Origin of the sequence: Symbioplanes lichenis, from assembly GCF_030709675.1 — a bacterium.
In the GTDB taxonomy this organism is placed as follows: Bacteria; Actinomycetota; Actinomycetes; order Mycobacteriales; family Micromonosporaceae; genus Actinoplanes; species Actinoplanes lichenis.
Genome location: NZ_JAUZQD010000007.1, coordinates 150,649 through 172,684, shown reverse-complemented (window position 1 = coordinate 172,684; position 22,036 = coordinate 150,649). Strand labels below are relative to the sequence as shown.

Here is a 22,036-nt window from a genome sequence, read left to right as displayed (position 1 = left end):
ACGATCACGCAGACCCGCCGATCCGTGGTAGGGCTGCCCCCACCGCTGCCGGCTGCGCCTCGGGTTCGGGCGCGGGCTCCGGCTCGGGGCGGCCGGGCAGGAGCAAGGAGACGAGGACCGCGAAGGCGGTGAAGCCGACGGCCCACCAGAAGCTTTCCTGGAAGGCGGCGGCCGGGCCGGTCGTGTCCTGGGCGGCGCCGTGCAGGATGACGGCGAGGACGGCCACGCCGAAGGAGCCGCCGAGCTGCTGGGCGACCCGGGTGATGATGCTGGCGTGCGGCACTTCGGGGCGGTCGAGGCCGACGAAGGCCGCGCTCATCAAGGGGATCATGACGGCGCCCAGCCCGGCGCCGCGGAGGAGGAGGACGGCGGCGAGGAGCCAGGTGTTCGAGGCGGTGTCCGAGAAGGCGAAGGGCACGGTGGAGAGGGCGACCAGGGCGAAGCCGGCGGCTGAGACGACGCGGGGGCCGAGGCGGTCGGTGAAGCGGCCGGCCAGCGAGCGGCTGAGCAAGGTGCCGACGCCCTGGGGGACGAGCATGAGGCCGGCCGCGAGGGCGTCCGCGCCGCGTACCTGCTGGTAGAAGAGCGGGAGCAGCAGCATCGCGCCGTAGAGGGCGGCGCCGGAGAGGAACATCAGGACCGACGCCGAGGCGAGCGGGCGGTGGCGGAGCAGGCGGACGTCGACGAGGGCGTCGCCGGCGCGGCGGACGGCCCAGGCGACGAAGGCCACGAGCAGTGCCACGCCGCCGGTCAGCGGCAGGAGGACGTCGACGCGTTCGAAGCCGCCGGGGCTGGTGACGTTCGTGAGGGCGTACAGGATGGCAATGACGCCGGGGACGACCAGCGCGAGGCCCGGCACATCAAGGCGGGCCGGGGTGCGGGGGCCGTCGGCCGGCAGCAGGCGGACCGCGAGGATGATGCCGGCGACGCAGAACGGCACGTTGACCCAGAAGAGCCAGGGCCAGTCGAGCTGGTTGAGGATCACGCCGCCGAGCACCGGGCCGAGCACCGGGCCGGCCATCACGGGCAGACTGACCACGGCCATGAGCCGGCCGAGGGAGCGCCCGGCGGCCGCCTGCATCAGCATCGTCGTCATCAGCGGCAGCATCAGGCCGCCGCCGAGGCCCTGCACCACGCGGAAGGCGATCAGGCTCGGCGCGTCCCAGGCCAGGCTGCACAGGACCGAGCCCGCCAGGAAGATGCCGAGGCTCACGAGCCAGAGCCGCTTGCCGCCGAAGCGGTGCTGCGCCCAGCCCGCGACCGGGATCGTGACGAAGAGCGCCAGCAGGTACGCCGTACTCACCCACTGGATCGTCGCCACGCTCGCGTCGAGGTCGTCGGCGAGCGCCTGCAACGCGACGCTGACGATCGTGCTGTCGAAGACGACCGCGAGGGCGCCGGTGATCAGGGCTGTGGCGGTGCGTTTGACGACCGGGTCGAGCTTGTCCACGACCACTCCTTAGATACACGAGTGTTTCTTATTGGCTCAGCGATAAGATACACCCGTGACTCCTACGGATGGCAAGCCCGGGCGGCGACGAGGTCAGGAACTGGAGAACGCGCTGCTCGACGCGGCGTGGGACGAGCTCAACGACCACGGGTACGGCGCGTTCACGATCGACGCGGTGGCGCAACGGGCGGGGACGAGCCGGGCGGTGCTCTACCGGCGCTGGCCGACCCGGGACGAGCTGGCGCAGGCGGCGATCACGCACGCCGTGCGTACCGTGGTCCGGACCGTCCCGGACACCGGCAGCCTGCGCGGCGACCTCATCGCCATGCTGCTCGACTTCAACGAGACGCGGTCACAGTTCGCCGCGATGCTCAGCGTGCACTTGGGCGCGTTCTATGCGGAGACCGGCCAGACCATTGCCGACCTGCGGCGCAGCATCGTACGGGAGGAGTCCGGGCCGACCGTGCAGGAGATCTACGACCGGGCGGCGGCGCGGGGCGAGCTGGACCCGGACCGGCTGACGCCGCGGATCGCGAACCTGCCGTTCGACCTCTACCGGCACGACATCATGGTGACGCTGCAGCCGCTCTCGGAGGCGGCCGTCGTGGAAATCGTCGACGACATCTTCCTGCCGCTGGTCCGTCCGCGGCCGGCGTAGCCGCACGGGCCTTGTCGCGGCCGGCGTCCTTGTGGCGGCCGGCCTGGCCGGGCGGGCCTTGTCGCGGCCGGGCAGACGGATGCCGCCCGGCCCTTTCGGGCTGGACGGCATCCGTGATGGTGCGCGAGGGTCAAACGCCGGGTCAGGCGCCCAGGTCCACGCTCGGGTAGAGCGGGAAGCCGCCGAGCAGCTCGTTCGCCGCCTTGCTGACGCCGTCGCTGACCGCCGGGTCGAGGTCGAACTTCGCCTTGCTGGCGCCGGCCTTCGTCTGGCCGAGCACGGTGTGCATGAGCTCCGCGATCTGGTCCATCTCCGCCACGCCGAGCCCGCGGGTCGTGAGCGCGGGCGTGCCGATCCGGATGCCGGACGTGTACCACGCGCCGTTGGGGTCGGCCGGGATCGCGTTGCGGTTGGTGACGATGCCGCTGTCGAGCAGCGCCTGCTCCGCCTGCCGGCCGGTCAGGCCGTACTTGTCGACGTCGATCAGCACGAGGTGGTTGTCCGTGCCCCCGCTGACCAGGGTGGCGCCGCGCTGCTTGAGCCCCTCGGCGAGCGCCTGGCTGTTGGCGACGATGCGCTGCGCGTAGTCGGCGAACTCGGGGCGCCGGGCCTCCGCGAACGCGATCGCCTTGGCCGCCATGACGTGCGCGAGCGGGCCGCCGAGGACCATCGGGCAGCCGCGGTCGACCTGGTCGGCGAGCTCGGGGCCGGCGAACACCGCGCCGCCGCGCGGGCCGCGCAGGCTCTTGTGGGTGGTGGTCGTCACGATGTGGGCGTGTGCGATCGGGTTGAAGTCGCCCGTGAACACCTTGCCCGCGACCAGACCCGCGAAGTGCGCCATGTCGACCATGAACGTCGCGCCGACCTCGTCGGCGATCTCACGCATCGTGGCGAAGTTCACCTTGCGGGGGTACGCCGAATAGCCGCCCACGATCACGGCCGGCTTGAACTCCTTGGCCGTCTCGCGCAGCGCCGCATAGTCGATCTGACCGGTGGCCGCGTCAACGCCGTACGAGCGCTGGTCGAACATTTTGCCGGAGATGTTGGGCCGGAAGCCGTGCGTGAGGTGACCGCCGGCGTCCAGGCTCATGCCCAGCATCCGCTGGTTGCCGAACGCGGCCCGCAGCTCGGCCCACTCGGCGTCGGACAGGTCGTTGACCTGGCGCTTCTCGAACTTTTTGAGATAGGGCACCTCGACCCGGTCGGCCAGGATCGCCCAGTAGGCCACGAGGTTGGCGTCGATGCCCGAGTGCGGCTGCACATAGGCGTACTCCGCGCCGAACAGCGCCTTCGCGTGCTCGACGGCGACCGACTCGACGGTGTCGACATTCTGGCAGCCGGCGTAGAAGCGGCGGCCGATCGTGCCCTCCGCATACTTGTCGGAGAGCCAGTTGCCCATCGCGAGCAGCACGGCGGGGGACGCATAATTCTCGGAGGCGATCAGCTTGAGCGACTCGCGCTGGTCGTGCAGCTCCTTGGCGATCGCGTCGGCGATGCGCGGCTCGACGGCACGCACGGCGTCGAGCGCGGCGCGGAATGCGGTCGATTCGGCGTTGAGATCGGACATCGGACCTCCCTATCACAGGTGATGAGGCCCAGGCGCGCGGCAGGTCACCCTCACGGGTGCGGCCGCTCCCCGATGGTTGGTCCATCCGATCACGCCAGTCACGGCCTGCGAGCAAGCATACCGGCGCCCGCCCCACCGGTCACATCGATGATCCCCGGGCCAATTGCCCGCCGCCCTCGCCGTCGACCGGCACGATCAGCGAGGTCGCTCGACCGCGGCCAGGAACTTGTGCATCCCGGACGACGGATTGTCGTCGGGCAGCGTCGTTCCGGACCTCGAGTGCCGCTGCTCCAGGACAACGGCCCGCCGGACCGCTTCCTGCCGATGTGGGAGGTAGAAGGCGGCGTCGATGCTTTTGCCCTTTCGCTTCTCCAGGGCTCGGCTGGCTCTTTCCACCACGTCGGTGTTCTCGAATCTGCTCCAGTCCTGATGGTGCAGGAGCAGCCAGAGCTCGAAACACGGATTCGAGATCGCCAGATGGATACCGTTCCTGGTCGCCAGGTCGACGGCCTCGGCCAGGCGTGGGTGATTGAGAGGCCATTCGACGTCGAAGAGACACCAGCACTCGTCGACCTCGTCGTCCTGCGACTTCCGGATCGCCGCCTCGACGAGTGTGACCGGTGTGCCCTGGATCGGGTCGACCACGATGGTCATGGCGGTGTTCGCCGTGACTCCCGGAAGCCTGCGCACTCCGTTGACGTAAGCCGGCTCCGACTTGCTGCCCTCGCAGAAGACGACGATGGTTCGCCTCTCCGCGCGCCGGGCAGTGACGCGTTTCAACGGCTTGCCACCGCGTCGCTGCCGGGTCGCGCTCATCCGATCAGGCCGAGCGCTTGCAGAAACTCAGTGTCGTCGACCTCTGGCAGCGCCCCGAAGCGGCCGTGCAGATAGGCCTTCTCGAGGTTTTGAGACCGGCGAACCCGTTCGCCGGCGAACTCGGCCAAGGCTCCGAGCCGGGTCGAGCCATCCCTGTGTTTCTCGGTGAGCCAGACTTCGTCTCTGTTCAAATGACTGAGCAGGCTGGTGTCGTGCGTGGTGAAGATGAGTTGCGCTCCCCGGGGGTTGAGCACGGCACTGCCGAAGATCCGCAGCAGCTCGGCCGAGAGCGTGGGATGCAAGCTGGCGTCCAGCTCGTCGAAGACGACGATGGAGCCCTGCCGCAAGGCAGTCAGCACCGGCCCGATGAGGTCGAACCAGGTCCTCGTTCCTTGGGACTCCGCGTGGTAATCGAGTGGTGCGGTCGATCCTCCGGCCCGGTGGACCAGCCTCAGCCGCCGCACGCTCGGGTTCTCCGACAGGGAGGGGAAGGCGGCACGCTCATCATCGATCAAGACGTCCTCGATGCCGAGGTCCGCCAGCCGCAGCATGGCCAAGGCTCGTTCTTTGTCCCCGTCGACGTCGGACTCCGCCAGAAGCGACGGCTGCTCAGCGGCCTCCTCGAACCAGCGCATCGTCGCCCGGCCCGGACGAGGCAGCGTGCGAGGGTAGCGGGACCGGCCGCGCTGGGACTCCAGCCCGAAGGTTTGCATGGTCAGCAGCTCCGTGGCGAAACGACTCACCAGCGGCTCGTTGAACCGTCTGGCCACCGAGAGCGCCAACGTCTGCTCAGTGAGCAGCTCACGGACGCCGGACAGCGCGCCGAGACCGCGCTGCAGCTTGAGCTCCAGGTCATCACGCTCGAAGATGCGCCGGCGCTTCTTCTCCGGGTAGTGGAACAGGCCCTCGTAATCGATCTTCTCCTGGGTCAGCTCGAGCACATACTCGAAGCGGACACCGTCGATCGCCGCCTCGAAGACGAATCCACTAGGTGAACTCGGCCCGGAACCGAAGGCGAACGGATCGAGCGGGACGCTGTCCTCCCACATCCGCAACGAGTCGTGGACCGCGTCGCGCAGCCACGCGAGGGCGCTCACGATGTTGGACTTGCCGGAGGCGTTCGGCCCGTAGACGGCAGCCAGGGTCAGAAGGCTTTCGCCCAGCTGAGGCAGATCGCGCGCTTGCTCGCGATCACGGTCGACGGCAACCATGGACAGCTCGACGGGCGCAGCGATCGACCGGAAGTTGGAAACCTCGAATCGGACGAGCACGGCCTCATTCTACCTGCACGAAGGGCGCGCTCAAACTCCCAATCTCGTCAAGAAATGACCGCAGAGGAGCTTTGTCCGCAGCTTGAGGACCTTCCGGGCCCCTGGTAAATGGCGCGACAAGGCGGCGACCCGTACGTAGGGTCGCGGGCATGTGTTCGAGCTGCGTGGCGTTCGCGCCGGCCTTCTTCTCGGTTCGGTGCCGCCGGGGCGTCACGCCCTGAGCCGCCTCGCCGCCTGACGATTTCCGGTCGCGTGGCCGCCCTGGGCCCCTCGTGTCCTCACACGGACGGGCCGCGCTGACGCCTGTCCGTGCTCCGGTGCGGCTGACAGGACTTCGTCATGGCTTTCTCCGAGCATGTGCGCGCGCGGCGTGCGTACGGCCAGAATTTTCTTTCCGACCCGGCGGCGATCCGCGCCTTCCTCACGGCGACCGGCGTGGGGCGCGGCGATCTTGTGCTGGAGGTGGGGGCCGGGCGGGGCAGCCTGACCGCCGGCCTGGTGCGGCGGGCGCGGCACGTGGTCGCCTTCGAGGTGGATCCGGCGATGGCGGCGGCCCTGCCGCGGCGGCCCGGGCTCACGGTACGCGCGGAGGACTTCCTCGCCGCGGAACCGCCGCACGAGCCCTTCGCCGTCGCCGGCAACGTGCCCTATGCGCTGACGGCGGCTGTTGTCGAGTGGTGTCTCGGCGCGCCCATGCTCACCTCGGCCACCCTGCTGACCCAGCTGGAGTACGCCCGGAAGCGCACAGGCGACTACGGTCGCTGGTCCCGGCTCACCATCCGCACCTGGCCGCGCACCGGCTGGCGTCTCGTGGGCCGGGTCCCGCGCACCGCTTTCCGTCCGGTGCCCGCGGTCGACGGCGGCATCCTCCGTCTCGAGAACCGCCCGGCGCCCCTGGTCCGGGACCAGGACCGCTGGCAGGACTTCGTCGATCTCGGCTTCACCGGTACGGGCGGCTCCCTGCACGCCACGATGACGCGCCGCTTCGGTGCCCGCCGGGTGGACGCCGCCTTCCGCTCCACCCGGCTCGCCCGCGACCTGCCCGTCGGCCACGTGTGGCCCGAGCAATGGCTGACCCTCTACAGGCTCCTGACGCGATGAAAAGGCGGCGCCGAGCCCGAAGGCTCGGCGCCGCCGGCGCTCAAGGGACAGCTCAGACGCGGAAGCGCTCCGCCACCGTACGCAGGTCCGTGGCCACCCGGTTGAGCTGGCCCACGGCGTCGTCGGCCTCGATCAGGGTGCTGCTGGTGGCCTCGGCGCTCTGGGCGACGCCGTTGATGTTGGCGGCGATGGTGGAGCTGCTGCCGGCGGCCTCGCCGATGCTGCGGCTCATCTCGCCGGTGGTGGCGGTCTGCTCCTCGACGGCGGAGGCGATGGTGACCTGGTAGTCGTTGATGCGCTGGATGATCTGGGAGATCTCGCCGATGGCCTCGACGGCGCTGGAGGTGTCGGCCTGGATGGTCTCGACGCGGCGGGAGATGTCCTCGGTGGCCTTGGCCGTCTCCTGGGCGAGATCCTTGACCTCGGAGGCCACGACGGCGAAGCCCTTGCCCGCCTCGCCGGCCCGGGCCGCCTCGATGGTGGCGTTGAGGGCGAGCAGGTTGGTCTGCTCGGCGATGGCCGTGATCACCTTGACCACGTCGCCGATCTCGGCGGACGAGGTGCCCAGCTTGGCGACGGTCTCGTTGGTGCTCTGGGCGACGCCGACGGCGCTCGAGGCGACCTGGGCGGCGTCGTTGGCGTTCTGGGCGATCTCGCGGATGGAGGCGCCCATCTGGTCGCTGCCCGCGGCGACGGACTGGACCGAGCCGGAGACGTCGCCGGCGGCCGCGGCGACCAGACCGGCCTGGGCGGCGGCCTCGCGGGCGCTCTCGCCGATGCGGGCGGTGACGCCGGTGAGGCGGCTGGTGCTGGCGCCGAGGTCCTGGGCGCCGGTGGTGAGCTGGGCGACCGTGCCGCGCAGGCCGTCGCGGGCGCGGTTGACGGCGACGGCCATGCGGCCCAGCTCGTCGCGGGAGCGGACGTCGGCGCCGACGGTGAGGTCGTTCTCGGCGACCGCGCCGAGGGCGGTGGCGACCGTGGCCAGCTGGCGCTTGATGACCTCGATGACGAAGACGGTCAGCGCGGCGGCCAGAGCGATGCCGGCGATGAGCGCCACGATGATGAACATGCGCGAGCCGGAGGCCTGGTCGGCGGCCTTGGCGGCGAGCGCGTCGGCGGCGGTGTCCTCGGCCTTCTGCAGGCCGGCGACCGCGTTGTTCATGTCGGCTTCGATGGTGTCGAACTCGGCGCCCACCGCGTCGGCCGCCGGCATGGTGTAGCCGGCCGCCAGCGGCTGGCCGAAGAGGATCGTGTTGCGCAGGGCGCCGTAGTGCTTGAACGCGTCCTCGAACGAGGTGAGGACGGCCAGGCGGTCCGGCGACTCGGCGGCGATCCCGCGGTACGCCGCGACGGCCGCCTCGACCTTCTGGTCCGCGGTCTCCGTCGTGGCGATCGCGTTCTTCTTCTCCGTGTCGTTGGTGGCGATCTCGTAGACCAGCATGCCGCGGTACATCTCGCCCATGCCGGCCCGCATCTCGGCGACCTGCTGGAGGCTGTCGACGTGGTCGGACTTCATCGTGGCCAGGTCCTTGCTCAGCTCGCTGACCTGGCTCAGGGCGAGCAGCCCCACGAGCAGGGCGACGATGCCCATGGCGGTCGCCGCCATGCCGGTCTTGGCGGCCAGCTTGCGGTCGGCGAGCCAGCCGAGGAGTGGGTTGCGACGGACGGTGACCTGAACGGGCTCGTTCAGCTGGGACTTGGGCACGGTGCCTCCACTTGACGGTACGCAGAAATAATCGCGCCCGGAGCGGGACAACTGAGGCAAATCGTCAAAGCACGGCGAACTCCACCAGTTCGGCGTCGCCCGGACGCCACCCGTCGACGACGACCGCGACATAGCGGGCGGGGGCTCCGGCGCCCGGGAGGGCGGCATAGGTGCGGCCGTCGCGCGAGACCTCGATCCGGTACGGCCGTCGGCGCCCCTTACCCCACGTCAGCTGCGCCTTCGCGACCGTGACCACCCGGGCGAGATCGACGACCATGCGCCCGGCCGGCCCGGGGCGCCAGGCGGTGCGCGGGTTGCCGTCGACCGCGCGGTCCGGCGCCGTCATGCCGGCGGGCAGGGGCGAGGTCGGAAAGGTCGTGCGGCCGCGGGCCAGGTCGGCCGTCGGCGTGATTGGCACGCCGGGGACAGTCACCGTCCGTTTCCCTCCGGCGGGCACCTTCACCTTGCGCGACCAGGTGGCCGTGCCCAGCCGGACCACGGCGGACCGGGCGGCGGGCGCTTCGACGACCACCCGGTGCGAGTCGGCGACGGTGAAGGCGGTGCCGGCCGGCGGCTCGCCCTCCACCACGAAGCGCGGCGGCTCGACCAGGGCCGACCCGCCGCCCAGGCTCACCGGCAGCTCCAGCCCGCGCGCGGTCACGACCTGCCGGCCGCGATAGAGCCGCTTCCGCGACGGCAGCGTCACCACGGCACCCTCGACCGCGTCGGGCGTGAGGTTGAAAACGCTGAGATAGCCGTCGGCGTCACTGACCGTGAGCCCGGCGGCGGCCGGCATGCGGCGGGCGGCGGCCCGGGCCAGGTCTTTCCGCGCGCCCGGATAGCCCTCGATCAGCGGCGCGGGAGCGGTGATCCCGGTCGCCGTGACGGTGATCGTGCCGGAGCCGCCATGGGTGACCACGCCCGCCCGGCCGTCGATGCCGACCCAGCGCGAGGCCGTGCGCGTGGTCGGGACGGCCACGGCGTCGGTCCAGGTGACGGCGTCGGTCGAGGTCTGGATGACGAAGCTCTTGGCGACCGCGGCCTCCCACGTGATGCGCACCCCGGCGACCCGCACGGGCGAGCCGAGGTCGACCGCGAGCCAGCTGTCCCCGCGGCCGCGCTCCTCGGTGGCCACGGCCCAGCGGGTGTCCGGGTCGCCGTCGGTCGCGTTGCGCGCCGGGTACCACATGTTCTCCGAGGAGGCGACGGGCATCGCGCCCTGGGCCAGGTCGGCGCCCTCGGTGTCGAGCACCGCGAAGGTCCAGATGGAGTAGCCGTACTCGGTGGCGGGCTCGCGGCCCAGCATCCGCACGTAGCGGGCGTCGCGCGGCGCGAAGGACAGGTCGCCGGTGATCTCGTCGCGCAGCTCGGCCCGGCCGCCCGCCCACGTGAACGAGCGGGTGCCGGCCAGCCCCGGCACGCCGGGCATGGTCAGGTTGAAGATCGTCAGGTCGCCCTCGCCCGGCAGCCCGGTGCTCGCATAGACGACGGTGCCGGTGGGCAGCGTGGTGAAGCCCGCATAGCCCTCGCTCACCGCGAGCACGGTCGCGGTCGCGTCGACCCCGTCCCGGCATTTCGAGTACGCCCGGCGGCTGCTCTCGGTCGGCGTCACGCCCGGCGGCAGGAACACCGGCTGCCGAACGTCGACGAGCCAGTTGTCGTGCCCCGGCTGCCACACGAACCGCGTGAAGTCCTCCTTGGCGGACGCCGCGGCGAAGGCGTGCATCGACTGGTGCACGGTCAGGCCCGTCTTGGCGCCGAAGTCCCGGGTGCCGAGGGCGCCGGCGAAGAACTGCTGCGATGTGACCGGCTCGACCGGCGCGGCGCGCAGCTGGTGGAAGAGGTACGCGATGGCAACCTCGGCCCGCGCCTCCGGCTCGTACTTCTCCTCGCCGCTGAACTTCGTGAGCCGGAACTCGGGGGCGTAGCGCGTGTAGGGCTCGAGCCGGGCCGCCAGGTCCGCCTCGGCGCGCGCCGCGTCGCGGTCGCCCTGGACCTGGGCGAGGAAGGCGAGCGGCAGCACGTCGCGCCCGTAGAGGTGGTAGCGGTCGGTGACCATCGGCATGACCGGCTCGCCGGCGTCGCTGGCCAGCAGGCGCAGAGTGCGCCAGAGCTGCGCGCCGTTCGGCTGGCGGGTGAGCACCTCGGGCAGCGGGCGCCCGGCGACCATGAAGTGGATCGCGGCGCGGCCGGCCGTGCGCCACAGCTCGGCCTGATAGTGCGGGTTGACCGCGTCGTGGTTCTCCACCACGAACGAGCCGTGCAGGTTGTGCGCGGTCATCAGGCGGTCGAGGCGCTCACCGTCGACGACCGCGGGGTTGGCCCGGTCGGCGGCCGGGAGACCACTCGCGTTGGCCGCCCACTGGACGAGGCGCTTGCGCCACTCCCCCGCCGGGTCGCCGGCCCCGGCCCAGGCCACGCCCGGGGCGAGCGCCTGCGCGTAGACGCCCATCTCCTCCAGCTTGGTGTCGTCCTCGTAACCGCCGGCGGTGCCCCGCGGGGACCAGTCGCCGCTCATCGGGTCGTCGCCCGCGCCCAGCCCGTACGCATAAGCGGCCTGACCGACCGCGATGGCCTGCACCGCGGCCTGGGTCCCGGCGTCGAGCTGATCCCAGAGCAGGCGGGCGGCGAGGACGAAATAGAGCTCGAACGTCGAGTCCCAGAAGAGCTGCCGCCCCCAGCCCGACCCGCCGGCCAGCCGGTTGGTGGCGGCATAGTGCCGGATCGTGGCGACCGTGTGCGCGCGGAGGATCGTCTTCTCGACGCCGGCGAGCGCGGGATCGTATTCCTCCATGCCGAGCACGACCGCGTTGCCGAGCACGGAGACGAAGCGGAAATCGGCGCCGTTGTATGCCCTGATCGTGGGATCCCACTGCTCCTCGACCCAGCGCGTGTGCAGCAGCAGCACCCGGCGATAGATCGCCGCCACCGGGCCGAGCGGCTTGGCGGCGGCCCGCGCGGGCATCCCCGGGAGGGCCACGAAGGCGCTGCTCAGCCCGGCCAGCGTGAGCAATTGGCGGCGCGACAGCGGCAGCAAGGGTGACCTCCGAGGGGTGCGGATGCCCTGCAAAGCTTTCGCTGTACGCCCAAAGCCTGTCAAATCGGCGAAACGCCGACCGGCTCGCCTCTCCCCTTGGGCGAGCCGGCCCGGCGCACCACTCGTCAGCAGCCGGTCAGCGGGTTCGTCGCGGCATACGTGCGGACGTAATCGAACGTGCCCGTCGCCCCGGCTGTGTTCATCGACACCAGTCCGAGCTTCAGCGGCCCGCCGCGCGGGAACGACCAGGCGCCGCCCCACTCCCACGTGACGCCGTCCGTGCTGGAGGCCATCCGGACGTCGTTGCTGTTGGTCGCCGCGTCGTAGTGATAGGCCAGCCGCAGCCACTCGGTGGGCGTCGCCGGGCCACCGAACATGGGACCGGCAAAGGTCGCCCCGGTCGAGACGCGGGTGTGCTCCTTGGTGAACTCGGTGGTCTGCTGGACGGCCGGCGCCCCGTAGGTGGTCAGCGGCAGGACCGAGTGCACCAGCTTCACGAACTTGTCGTCCGTCTCGTAGAGCAGCAGACCGGCCTGCTGGTTGCCGCGCGTACCGTCGAAGGTCAGTTTGGTTTCGACCACGAAGTCGGCCGGCGGCACGTCGCGGGTCAGCACGGACGCCGAGTTGTCGCCGAGATAGAGCTCCTTGGCCTGGGTGGGCCACACCAGCGAGCCCCCGGAGACGGTCGCGCCGGGATTGCCGCGCACCCAGGTCCAGCCCGCGCCGAGCGCGGTGCCGTCGAATTCGTCCGAGTACGCGGCGAGCTGGGCACCGAGCCGGGGATCGGTGACCTTCTGCGTCACTGGACGGTGGAGCGGCGCTGCTCCGAGGTTGTCGACGTCGGCCGCCCCGGACTTCGACACAGCCCCGATCCGGCCGGTCGGGTAGCCCGCGGGCACGGTCAGGTCCACGGTGGCCACGGCGTCGTGCAACCGGTCCGCCGAGACTTCGACGTGCAGCTCCCGGCCGCGCTTCTCCGCGACGATCGTATGCCACGAGCCGTAGTCGAACGTCGCCGGCAACGCCGCCGAGGTCTGCCGACCGCCCACGGAGACGACCAGCCGCCGCGTCGAACTGTCCAGCCAGGCCGCGATTTGCTTCGACGACGACTGGTACGCGAGGACGATGCCGGCGGCGGTGCCGCGTACGTCGCCTTCGACCCGTACGTCGCCGGAGACGGCCTGATCGCTGAGCACAGTGGAGGGGCGGGGGGTGGCGAGGTGGCCGTCGGTCAGTGACCAGTTCCGGCCGAAGCCGGCGGCCGAGGCGAAGGTGCTGCCGACCGTCCACGTGGTGACCGGGGCGGTCTGCGGGGTCGCCGAGGGGCCGGCGCCGGCGTTGACGACGGGCCAGCCGCCGATCCAGTCCAGCCGGTCGATCAGCAGCGGCCGGCGGGTGAGGTTGAGCGTCGCGCCGTTCGCGCCGGTGATCGGGCCGAAGTCCGGGTCCGTCTCGGCGATGCCGTGGTAGACCAGCCAGTCCTGCCCGGCGAGATCGGTGGCGATCGAGTTGTGCCCCGGGCCCACCCAGCCGTTGCCACTCGCCGCGACGACGATGCCGTCCTTGCTGGTGTCGTCGAGCAGGTTCAGCCCGCCCGGGCTCAAGAACGGGCCCGTCGGCGACGTCGCCCGGCCGACCTTGGTCACGTACCCGCTGAAGGCCCCGTCGCAGCAGCCGCCGTCGGAATAGAAGAGGTAGTAGTAGCCGCCGCGGTGCACCACGAAGCCGCCCTCGGCCCGGCGCCCGCGCGCGATCGTCGTGACGGCGCCGGTGATCGCGGTGGCGTCCGCGTTCATCCGCGCCACGCAGATCGTGTCGTAGCTGCCCCAGTAGAGGTAGTGCGACCCGTCGGTGTCGGTGAACATCGCCTGGTCGATGGTGCCGCTCGGGCAGCCGCCGCCGTTCGGCACGATCTGCCCACGGTCGGTCCACGGCCCCGCGGGACCCGGGCTGGTGGCGAGCCCGATCCCGCCGACCGACAGCGAATACGTCAGGTGGTACTCGCCGTCGACATAGCGGATGTCCGGCGCCCATTGACGGGCGGCGGCGGGCCACCACGCCGGCTTGGCGGTCAGGGCGAAGACATCACCCGCGTAAGTCCAATGGGTCAGGTCGGTCGAGCTGAGGATCGGCAGAATGTGCTCGCCGCGCTCGCCCGAGCTGTAGAAGATCGGATTCGTGGTGCCGTACGCGTACCACTTGCCGTCCTTCGCTTTGATCGTCGCGGGATCGGGGAAGGTGTCGACGGTTCCGGCGCTGACCGGGTTGGTGTAGGTCGCGGCCTTCGGGGCGGCCGCGACGGGGCTGGACGGGGTGGCAGCCGTGAGGCCGGCGGCCACCATGATCAAAGATAGGAGAGCGGGGGTCTTACGCATCCGTGCGTGTCCTCCACAATCGTGTGCGCCAACCAATTGCGCACCATTGAATTGCCCACAACTTGATTGTCCACAACTCAATTGCCCGCAACTTGATGGCTCGGGACTTGATGGCTCGCAATTCGATTGCCCACAACTCGAGTGTGGACAACTAAGTAGTGGACAACGGAACTTGGGGTGTCTAGGGGGCTACTGTGCGGAATCCTGTGTTGCCGGTCGAGGAGTCGGGGGTGTTCGAGGAGCGGGCCGCGTTGCGATAGCGATTGCAGTAGGAGTCGTGGCACAGGTAGGAGCCGCCGCGGATCACGCGGGCGGCGCCGAGGGACGGGCCTCGTGGGTCGTCCACCGGGGACTGGCGGTAATAGGCCGGGGAGAACCAGTCGGCACACCATTCCCAGACGTTGCCGACGGGCTGGAAAAGACCGAAACCATTGGGGGCGTACGAGCGGACGGGCGCCGTGGTCAGCCAGCCGTCCTCGGCCGTGTTGTCCACCGGGAAGTCGCCCTGCCAGATGTTGATCCGCCATTCCTCCGGCAGGTCGTCACCCCACGGATAGCGTTTTCCGGCGAGGCCGCCGCGGGCCGCGCACTCCCATTCCGCCTCGGTGGGCAGGCGCCGGCCCGCCCACGTGCAGTAGGCCCGGGCGTCGTTCCAGCTCACGTGGACCACGGGGTGGTCGTCGCGGGCCACCGAGGAGGGGCCGTCCGGGTGCGCCCAGTCGGCGCCTTCGACCCCGAGCCACCAGGGCGTGCCCTGCATCCGCCCCACGACACGATCGGGATCGGACACGGCGAGGTGGAAGACGGCGGACCAGCCGAAGCGCTCGGCCTCGGTGCGATAACCCGTCGCTTCGACGAAGGCCCGGAAGGCTTCGACGGTCACGGTGGTGACATCGATGGCGAAGCCCCGCAGCCGTACGGGATGCAGCGGCGTCTCGCCGTCGGGGCGCGCGCCGTCCTCCTGGGCGTCGCCCATCACGAAGGTCTGCGGAGGGATCGTGGCCTGGTCGATGCCGTGCCGGCCCGTGGTCGAAAGGGACGACACAACCGAAACCGGCGCGGTGATCGGAGCGGGCGAGACAAGCAGCGCGGATGAGACAGGCGGCGCGGGCGAGACAGGCAGCGCGGGCGAGACGAGCGGCGTTGGGCGGCCGGAGGAGGGCGAGCAGCAGGAGCTCATGCGGACCGCCCCTGCGAGGGGTGCGGCTTGTCGAGCAACCGCGCCTGCTCCGCGGCCAGGCGCCGGGTGAGATCGGCGACGATCGGCGCATAGGCCGGATCGTGGTAGACGTTGCGCAGCTCGCGCGGGTCCTCGGCGAGGTCGTAGAGCTCCCATTCGCCGGGGTAGGTGAACGGTCCGGTGCCGGGCAGCCCGAGCCCGTCGTTGTAGAAGTAGATCAGCTTGTAGCGGTCGGTGCGGTACCCGTAGTGCGCCGGCGCCTTGTGGAAGACGTCGTCGTGCTCCCAGTAGCGGTAGTACATGCCGTCCGCCGGTGGGGCTTCGGGCGTGCCGAGCAGGTCGGGCCAGAAGCTGCGGCCCTGCATGCGCGGGTGCGGCTCGACGCCGGCCGCGGCGAGGATCGTCTGGGCCCAGTCGACGTTGGTGACGATGCCGGTGAACGGCTCGCCCGCAGGGAGCCGGCGCGGGTAGCTGAGGAGGAGCGGCATGCGCAGCGATTCCTCGTACATGAAGCGCTTGTCGAACCAGCCGTGGTCGCCGAGGAAGAAGCCCTGGTCGGAGGCGTACATGAGCAGGGTGTCGGCAAACTCGCCCCGCGCCCGCAGGTGGTCGATGACGCGGCCGACGCTCTCGTCCACGGCGGTCACGCAGCGCAGATAGTCCTGCATGAAGCGCTGGTACTTCCAGAGCGCTTCTTCCTCGTACGACAGACCGGCGGGCGGATCCTCTTTGAGGTCCTCCTGCGTGAGGTGCTCGGCGATGCGCATGGCGGCCCGGCGCGCCGACGAGCTCCGGGTCGCGTAGTCGTCGTCGAACGTCGGCGGCACCGGGATCTCGTCGTCGAAGAGCCCGGCGTGCCGGGGATGCGGGACCCAGGGCCGGTGCGGGGCCTTGTGATAGAGCAGCAGGCACCACGGATCGTCGCCGTCGAGACTGTCGAGCCAGGTCAGGGCCAGGTCGGTGAGTACGTCGGTGGTGTAGCCGGGCTCGACGCGCAGACCGTCGGCCGAGAGGAGTTGCGGGTCGTTGTACTCGCCCTGGTCGATCAGGACGTCCCAGTAGTCGAAGTGCTGCGGGTCGTGCCCCGGGCCCTCGCCCATGTGCCACTTGCCGACCATCGCGGTGCGGTAGCCGGCCCCTTTGAGCAGCGAGACGAAGGTCGGCTGGGCCGCGTCGATGGGTGTCACGAGCGTGGTCACGCCGTTGACGTGGCTGTACGTACCGGTGAGGATGCTGGCCCGGCTCGGCGAGCACAGCGAGTTGGTCGCGAAACAGTTGTCGAAGCGGCGGCCCAGCGCCGCGATCTCGTCGATGCGCGGCGTCGCATTCAGAGAAGCAACGCGCGACGCCACATCCAAGGAAGCAACGCGCGACGCCACATCCAAGGAAGCAACGCGCGACGCCACATCCAAGGAAGCAACGCGCGACGCCGCATCCAAGGAAGCAACGCGCGGCGCCGCATCCGAGGAAGCGACCTGCGGCGCCGCATCCGGGGAGGAAGCGAACGCCGAGCCGTACGCCGAGATCGCGTGCGCCGCGTGATCATCCGTGAGGATCATCGCGATGTTGGGCCGCCGGGTCACTTGTACGACGCCTCGTCCAGCCCACTCTGCGTGGGATCGTGGTCGACCTCGCCGATCTCGTACATCGAGGTCATCCAGTGGTAGAACCGGTCGTCGCGCTCGACCAGCAGCCCGTACAGGCGCTTGAGCATGCGCCCGCGGACCTCGGCCATCTCCGGATGCCGGTAGACGTTGATCAGCTCGTCGGGGTCGTTCTCCAGGTCGTAGAGCTCGTTGGTCGAGTCCGGGTTGACCACGAGCTTGTAGCGGTCCTCGCGGAGCATCCGCTGCGGGTACGGGAAGTGGTGCCCGTGGAACTCGCCGACGATGTCTTGCTGCCACTCCGGGTGCTCGCCGCGCACCAGCGGGACGAGGCTGCGCGAGTCCACGGCCCGGTCGGTGGGCAGGCCGGCGAGGTCGAGGATCGTGGCCGTGCAGTCGAGCAGGCTCACGAACTCCCGGCGCACCTGCGGCTCCGCGCCGGGGATGCGGACGATGCCGGGCGTACGGTAGATGTCCTCGTACATGGCCGGGCCCTTGTCGTGCAGCCGGTGCGAGCCGGTGAACTCGCCGTGGTCGCAGGTGAAGAAGACCGACGTCTCGTCGCGCAGGCCCAGCTCGTCGAGCGCGGCGAGGATCCGGCCGATCTGCTCGTCGATCAGCGTCACGTATCCCCAGTAGACCGCGATGAGCTTGCGCGTCGTCTCGATCGGCATGGTGTCGAAGGTCCAGTGCGCGCTGTAGTTGCGCTGCACCGGCGGCTTGCCCTCGAAGGTTTCGGCGATCGACTTGGGCAGCGGCACGGTCGAAGGATCGACCATGTCGAAGTACTCGTCCGGCACGATGTAGGGCAGGTGCGGCCCGAAGAAGTGCGTCGACAGGTAGAACGGCTTGCCCTCGGCCGCGTACTTGCGCATCAGTTCGATGGTCCGGGTGGCCAGGTAGTACTCGAAGGTCGCCTCGACCGGCTGGTGCAGCCGGGCCGCGAGCAGGTTGCCCGGCCCGCCGTTGGGCAGCGTGCCGCGGATGCGATCACTGATCTCGTACGGCGGGAGGTCGTTGTCCTTCAGATAGGCCAGATAGTCCGGGGCGTCCACGGGGTTGTGCCACCCGGGCAGCTCCGGCCCGTCGAAGCCGTAGTCCGCGTGGGACTTGCGAGTGCCCGCGTGCCACTTGCCGACGAGCCCCGCGTTCCAGCCCGCCGACCGCAGCGCCTCGGGAAAGGTGAACGTCCCGTCGGGCAAATCCTCCTGATAGCCGACGTTGCGCTCGTGGTTGGCCAGGACCTTGTGCCGGAAGGGGGCCTGCCCGGTGAGCAGACTCGCCCGCGAGGGAGTGCAGATCGCGGTCGGCGTGTACCAGCGGTCGAAGCGGGTGCCGGTGGCCGCCAGCTCGTCCAGGTGCGGGGTGCGGGCGAGCGGGTTCCCGTACGCCCCCAGAGTGTCCGCCCGATGCTGGTCGGTCATGAGGAAAAGCACGTTCATGAGGCAGCCTTGGTGAAGAGGTCCCCGAGGTAGTAAGACTTCGGGTCGGGGTTCTCCGTCAGCTTCTTGGCACCGACAAAGTAATCGCCCATCCCCTTGAGCCACTTGTCGATCGTGCCGTCGGCCGTGTAGCTGTCGAGGGTTTTGGAGTCGAGCATCTCGCTGTTGCCGGCGTCGGCCTTCACCGCGGCCTCGTCCTGCTTGAGCATCGCCGCGACCAGCTTGACCGTCGCGTCGCTGTTCGCCTTGCGGTAGTCCATCGCCTCGCGCAGCACCTTGAGCACCTTGGTGGTCTTGTCGGTGTCCTGGGCCGCGTCGTTCGACGACACGAACGCGGTCGGGAACGACACCGTGTCGGCGAAGTCGGCGTCCTTGGCCAGCTCGACCAGGTCGGGCTTCTTGGCCTTGATGGTGTTGAGCAGCGGGTACCAGATGCCGGCGGCGTCGATCTGCCCGGCGCCGAAGGCCGTCACGATGGTCGCGGCCTCCATCGGCACGCGCTGGATGTCGTCGTTGGTGAGCCCGGCCTGGGCCAGCGCCAGGGTGAGGATCATGTCGCCGGAGGTACCCTCGGGCACGCCGACCTTTTTGCCCTTGAGCTGGGCCAGATCGGTGATGCCGGCCTGGGCGATCACCCGGTCGGCGTTGCCGAGCGAGTTCAGCGACACGATCTTCGCCTTGCCCGAGGCGGGCAGCCACACCGCGCCCGGGCCGATGTAGCCGAAGTCGAGGTCGCCGGCGTTGAGCGCGGTGACCTGCAGCGGGCCGTTGGTGAAGACCTTGGTGCTGACCTCGAGGCCGTGCTTCTCCCACAGCTTCTGGTCGTTGGCGACGGCGAGCAGGCTGGTGCCGTTGTAGTCGCCGATGTAGCCGAAGTTGACCTTGGTGGCGCCGCCCGAAGACGACTCGTCATTGGAGGAGCCGCACGCCGCCAGCGTCAGCGCGGCCGCGGCACCGAAGATCAAGGAACGTCGCTTCATGAGGGGGTCTCCTGGTGGTAGACGGCGTTCCAGACGCGGTTGCGCAGGGCCGTGAAGGCGGGGCTGAGCCGGAGCTCGTCGTTGCGGGGGTAGGGCAGATCGACGTCGATGATCTCGACGATGCGGCCGGGGCGGGCCGCCATCACGACGACCCGGTTGGCCAGGAAGACGGCCTCGTCGACGTCGTGGGTGATGAAGACGACCGTGCGCTTCTCCTGGCTCCATGTGGCGAGCAGCTGGTCCTGCAGGCGGACGCGGGTGAGGGCGTCGACGGCGCCGAACGGCTCGTCCATCAGGAGGATCGAGGGATTCACCGCGTACGCGCGGGCGATGGCGACCCGCTGCTTCATGCCGCCGGAGAGCGTCTTGGGCAGGGCGTCGGCGAACTGCGTCAGCCCCACGAGGTCGATGAAATGGTCGGCGACGCGGCGCCGCTCGTCGCGCCCCACGCCCTTGGTCTTGAGGCCGAACTCCACGTTCTTGCGGACGGTCAGCCAGGGGAAGAGCGCGTACTGCTGGAAGATGACGCCGCGCTCCGGGCCCGGACCCTTGATGGCCTTGCCGTCGAGCAGCGCCCGGCCGCTGGTCGGCTCCTCCAGCCCGGCGAGGATGTTCATGAGCGTGGTCTTGCCGCAGCCGGACGGGCCGACGACGGTGACGAACTCGTTGTCGGCGAGCTCCAGCGAGACGTCGCCGAGGGCGGTGAAGGTCTCGCCCTGGAGCGGGAAGGTCTTGTGGACCCGGTCGATGGTGATCATCGGCGCTCCTGCCAGCCCGTGAGCTTCGCCTCGGCGAAGAGAAGGATGCGGTCCATCAGCAGGCCGAGGATGCCGATGGTGATGAGCCCGACGAAGATCGTCGGGAGGTCGTAGTAGAGCTGCGCGCTCTGCATCCGGTAGCCGAGGCCCTCCTGCGCGGCGATCAGCTCGGCGGCGACCAGGGTGGCCCACGAGGAGCCGAGGCCCACCCGCATGCCGACGAGGATGAAGGGCGTCGAGGCGGGCACGACCACCCGGGCGAAGATGATCCGGTCGTTCGCGCCGAGCACGCGGGCCGCGTTGATCAGCGTCTTGTCGACGTTGACCACGCCCTGGAAGGTCGAGATGACGCAGGCGAGGAAGGACGCCAGGAAGATGACGAAGATCTTCGGGGTCTCCTCGATGCCCATCAGCACCACGGCCAGCGGGATGATCGCGAGCGGCGGGATCGTGCGGAAGAACTGCACCCACGGCTCGACCAGGCCGCGCACCCAGCCGTACCAGCCCATGCCGAACCCGACCGGCACGGCCAGGGCCACCCCCAGGACAAAGCCGATGAGTACGCGCCGCAGGCTCGCGCCGATGTCGGTGATCAATGTCCCGTCGGAGATCAGCTCGCCGTAGCGCTTCAGCACCTCCGGCGGCGCCGGGATGTCGAACCCGGCCAGTGACAGCGCCCACCACACCCCGATGCCCAGCACCACGGACACCGCGTTGAGCAGCAGCATGCGGCCGCCGCGGCCGCGGCGCCGAGCCCGGGGCGGGTCCTGGGCCTGCGTCGGCGCCGGGTTCTCGACCAATGTCATGCCTTGCTCCCTGCGGGGTCGGAGAGCCCGCGATCAGCGGGAACTGCGGGGTCGGAGAGCCCGCGATCAGCGGGAACTGCGGAGTCGGGGTAGCCCGCGAGCAGCGGGGACTGCCGGTAGAGGGCCGCGATCGCGCCGCGGGCCCCGTCATCGTCGCCCAGCCGGGCCGCCCGGATGCGCGGTCCGGCCGACAGGTCAGCCTCGATCAGCTCACGAGTACGGGCGACAATGCCGGGCGCCGCGGCGACGAGCCGGCCACCGATGACGATCTCCTCGGGGTCGAGCAGCTGGGCCGCCCCGGCCAGGGCCCGGCTCACCGCCTGCGCCGCGCGCTCGATCGCCGCGGTGGCGACGGGCTCGCCCGCGTCCAGCGCCACGGCCAGGTCCTCGACGGCCGCCAGCCGGGCCGCGCGCAGCACCGCGGGCACCGAGGCGACCGTCTCCAGGCAGCCGCGCCGGCCGCAGCGGCAGACGTCGCCGTCCCGATCGGCGAGGAGGTGACCGAACTCCCCCGCGCCGCCGTGCCGGCCGGCCACCAGCCGCCCGCCGACCACCAGCCCGCCGCCGATGCCGTCGGAGAGCCGAAGATAGAGCAGGTCACGGGCCTCGTCGCCGGCGGTCATCGCCTCGGCCAGCGCGGCGAACCGGGTGTTGTTGTCCACGGTCACGGGGGCGGAGAAGCGGGCGCCGAAGGAGGCGAGCACCTCCTCGCGCACGTCCGCGGCGGGGCGGGGCCCGGCCACGCCCACCCCGACGCCCTGCAGCGCCCGGAACGTGACCCCGGACTCGCGGCTCACCCGCTCGATCAGCGCGAACGCGGCGGACAGGCGGTCGGACCAGGGCGTCTCGGCGGCGTACGAGCTGTGGCCCTGGACGATGATCTCGTGCGCGGCGTCCGCCACGGCGACCCGGACCCGGTTGTGCCCGAGGTCGACGCCGAGGAACTGGCCGGAGTGCGGGTCGAGTGCGAGCAGTTCGGCGGGGCGGCCGCTGCCCGTGCGTACCTCGGCATCGGTGTTGACCTTGACTATCGCGCCCCGGGCGAGCAGCTCGCCGGTGATCTCCGACAGCGTGGTGCGGGACAGCCCGACGTGCGTGGCGATCTGGGCCCGGCTCAGCGCCCCGCGCTCGCGCAGCAGGGCCAGGACGCGCTCCTCATGAGCGCGCCTGACCAGCGCATGGACGCCTTCGGTGACCGGCACGTGACGACGGTAGGACCCGCCGAATTTTTCCGTCAACACTCCGGCAGAATTATCTCTACCTCACAGCTAGGAAAAGGGTGCTGG

Annotated in this window: 17 protein-coding genes and 1 riboswitch; of the genes, 3 read left to right on the top strand and 14 right to left on the bottom strand. The window is 70.4% G+C overall.

The features are described from left to right. Positions 1-4: 4 nt before the first annotated feature. Positions 5-1,450 carry an MDR family MFS transporter gene (locus RAN62_RS18345; RefSeq protein WP_305785899.1) on the bottom strand — a complete coding sequence of 482 codons (1,446 nt, stop codon included), beginning with the start codon at positions 1,448-1,450 and terminating at the stop codon, positions 5-7. A gap of 55 nt (positions 1,451-1,505) precedes the next feature. On the opposite strand from RAN62_RS18345, the gene RAN62_RS18340 reads away from it, so the two are divergent. Continuing rightward, positions 1,506-2,108, top strand: a complete 603-nt coding sequence (locus RAN62_RS18340) for a TetR/AcrR family transcriptional regulator (RefSeq protein ID WP_305785898.1) — start codon at positions 1,506-1,508, stop codon at positions 2,106-2,108. 142 nt (positions 2,109-2,250) lie between these two features. Here the strand turns inward: RAN62_RS18340 and RAN62_RS18335 are convergent, their stop codons facing one another. The 3 genes from RAN62_RS18335 to RAN62_RS18325 form a co-directional block, all read right to left on the bottom strand. Next, positions 2,251-3,675, bottom strand: coding sequence for a glycine hydroxymethyltransferase (locus RAN62_RS18335; protein ID WP_305785897.1), 1,425 nt, complete (start codon positions 3,673-3,675; stop codon positions 2,251-2,253). A gap of 19 nt (positions 3,676-3,694) precedes the next feature. Next, positions 3,695-3,787, bottom strand: a riboswitch (ZMP/ZTP riboswitch). Between the two features lie 83 nt (positions 3,788-3,870). Continuing rightward, positions 3,871-4,491 (bottom strand): RloB family protein, encoded by a 621-nt coding sequence (locus RAN62_RS18330; protein WP_305785896.1) that lies wholly within the window; start codon positions 4,489-4,491, stop codon positions 3,871-3,873. Beyond that, complete coding sequence (locus RAN62_RS18325) at positions 4,488-5,762, bottom strand: AAA family ATPase (protein ID WP_305785895.1); 1,275 nt, start codon at positions 5,760-5,762, stop codon at positions 4,488-4,490. The genes RAN62_RS18330 and RAN62_RS18325 overlap by 4 nt, the downstream gene beginning before the upstream one ends. 339 nt (positions 5,763-6,101) lie before the next feature. On the opposite strand from RAN62_RS18325, the gene erm reads away from it, so the two are divergent. Then, a complete protein-coding gene (gene erm / locus RAN62_RS18320; protein ID WP_305785894.1) occupies positions 6,102-6,863 on the top strand; it encodes an ErmE/ErmH/ErmO/ErmR family 23S rRNA (adenine(2058)-N(6))-methyltransferase in 762 nt (253 codons plus the stop codon). A 52-nt stretch (positions 6,864-6,915) separates the two neighbouring features. Here erm and RAN62_RS18315 read toward each other — a convergent pair whose 3' ends face one another. The 5 genes from RAN62_RS18315 to RAN62_RS18295 all read right to left on the bottom strand — a co-directional run bounded on the left by RAN62_RS18315 (position 6,916) and on the right by RAN62_RS18295 (position 16,455). Continuing rightward, the gene (locus RAN62_RS18315) at positions 6,916-8,568 is read right to left on the bottom strand and encodes a methyl-accepting chemotaxis protein (protein WP_305785893.1); all 1,653 of its coding nucleotides are present in this window, start codon (positions 8,566-8,568) and stop codon (positions 6,916-6,918) included. Positions 8,569-8,632: 64 nt separating this feature from the next. Continuing rightward, positions 8,633-11,605 carry a discoidin domain-containing protein gene (locus RAN62_RS18310; protein ID WP_305785892.1) on the bottom strand — a complete coding sequence of 991 codons (2,973 nt, stop codon included), beginning with the start codon at positions 11,603-11,605 and terminating at the stop codon, positions 8,633-8,635. Positions 11,606-11,730: 125 nt separating this feature from the next. Beyond that, positions 11,731-13,944, bottom strand: a complete 2,214-nt coding sequence (locus tag RAN62_RS18305; protein ID WP_305785891.1) for a family 43 glycosylhydrolase — start codon at positions 13,942-13,944, stop codon at positions 11,731-11,733. Between the two features lie 217 nt (positions 13,945-14,161). Beyond that, positions 14,162-15,160 (bottom strand): formylglycine-generating enzyme family protein, encoded by a 999-nt coding sequence (locus tag RAN62_RS18300; RefSeq protein ID WP_498371879.1) that lies wholly within the window; start codon positions 15,158-15,160, stop codon positions 14,162-14,164. Next, a complete protein-coding gene (locus tag RAN62_RS18295) occupies positions 15,157-16,455 on the bottom strand; it encodes a sulfatase family protein (RefSeq protein WP_369077177.1) in 1,299 nt (432 codons plus the stop codon). The genes RAN62_RS18300 and RAN62_RS18295 overlap by 4 nt, the downstream gene beginning before the upstream one ends. Here RAN62_RS18295 and RAN62_RS41160 point away from each other — a divergent pair. Then, complete coding sequence (locus RAN62_RS41160; protein WP_369077179.1) at positions 16,352-16,702, top strand: hypothetical protein; 351 nt, start codon at positions 16,352-16,354, stop codon at positions 16,700-16,702. The two genes, RAN62_RS18295 and RAN62_RS41160, sit on opposite strands and share 104 nt — an antisense overlap. A gap of 37 nt (positions 16,703-16,739) precedes the next feature. On the opposite strand, the gene RAN62_RS18290 is transcribed toward RAN62_RS41160, so the two are convergent. The 5 genes from RAN62_RS18290 to RAN62_RS18270 are packed head-to-tail and all read right to left on the bottom strand — an operon-like array spanning position 16,740 to position 21,952. Further along, complete coding sequence (locus RAN62_RS18290) at positions 16,740-18,206, bottom strand: sulfatase family protein (protein ID WP_305785889.1); 1,467 nt, start codon at positions 18,204-18,206, stop codon at positions 16,740-16,742. Next, a complete protein-coding gene (locus RAN62_RS18285; protein WP_305785888.1) occupies positions 18,203-19,186 on the bottom strand; it encodes an aliphatic sulfonate ABC transporter substrate-binding protein in 984 nt (327 codons plus the stop codon). Before RAN62_RS18285 ends, RAN62_RS18290 begins: the two co-directional genes overlap by 4 nt. Then, a complete protein-coding gene (locus tag RAN62_RS18280; RefSeq protein ID WP_305785887.1) occupies positions 19,183-19,944 on the bottom strand; it encodes an ABC transporter ATP-binding protein in 762 nt (253 codons plus the stop codon). The genes RAN62_RS18285 and RAN62_RS18280 overlap by 4 nt, the downstream gene beginning before the upstream one ends. After that, positions 19,941-20,750: an ABC transporter permease gene (locus RAN62_RS18275; protein WP_305785886.1), complete on the bottom strand. Its 810-nt coding sequence runs from the start codon at positions 20,748-20,750 to the stop codon at positions 19,941-19,943. The genes RAN62_RS18280 and RAN62_RS18275 overlap by 4 nt, the downstream gene beginning before the upstream one ends. Continuing rightward, the gene (locus RAN62_RS18270; RefSeq protein WP_305785885.1) at positions 20,747-21,952 is read right to left on the bottom strand and encodes an ROK family transcriptional regulator; all 1,206 of its coding nucleotides are present in this window, start codon (positions 21,950-21,952) and stop codon (positions 20,747-20,749) included. The genes RAN62_RS18275 and RAN62_RS18270 overlap by 4 nt, the downstream gene beginning before the upstream one ends. Positions 21,953-22,036: the final 84 nt, after the last annotated feature.

Coding starts and splice junctions, on each gene's coding strand:
- RAN62_RS18335 (WP_305785897.1), bottom strand. CDS start 3,675: ATGTCCGATCTCAACGCCGAATCGACCGCATTCCGCGCCGCGCTCGAC.
- RAN62_RS18330 (WP_305785896.1), bottom strand. CDS start 4,491: ATGAGCGCGACCCGGCAGCGACGCGGTGGCAAGCCGTTGAAACGCGTC.
- erm (WP_305785894.1), top strand. CDS start 6,102: ATGGCTTTCTCCGAGCATGTGCGCGCGCGGCGTGCGTACGGCCAGAAT.
- RAN62_RS18300 (WP_498371879.1), bottom strand. CDS start 15,160: ATGAGCTCCTGCTGCTCGCCCTCCTCCGGCCGCCCAACGCCGCTCGTC.
- RAN62_RS18290 (WP_305785889.1), bottom strand. CDS start 18,206: ATGAACGTGCTTTTCCTCATGACCGACCAGCATCGGGCGGACACTCTG.
- RAN62_RS18285 (WP_305785888.1), bottom strand. CDS start 19,186: ATGAAGCGACGTTCCTTGATCTTCGGTGCCGCGGCCGCGCTGACGCTG.
- RAN62_RS18280 (WP_305785887.1), bottom strand. CDS start 19,944: ATGATCACCATCGACCGGGTCCACAAGACCTTCCCGCTCCAGGGCGAG.
- RAN62_RS18275 (WP_305785886.1), bottom strand. CDS start 20,750: ATGACATTGGTCGAGAACCCGGCGCCGACGCAGGCCCAGGACCCGCCC.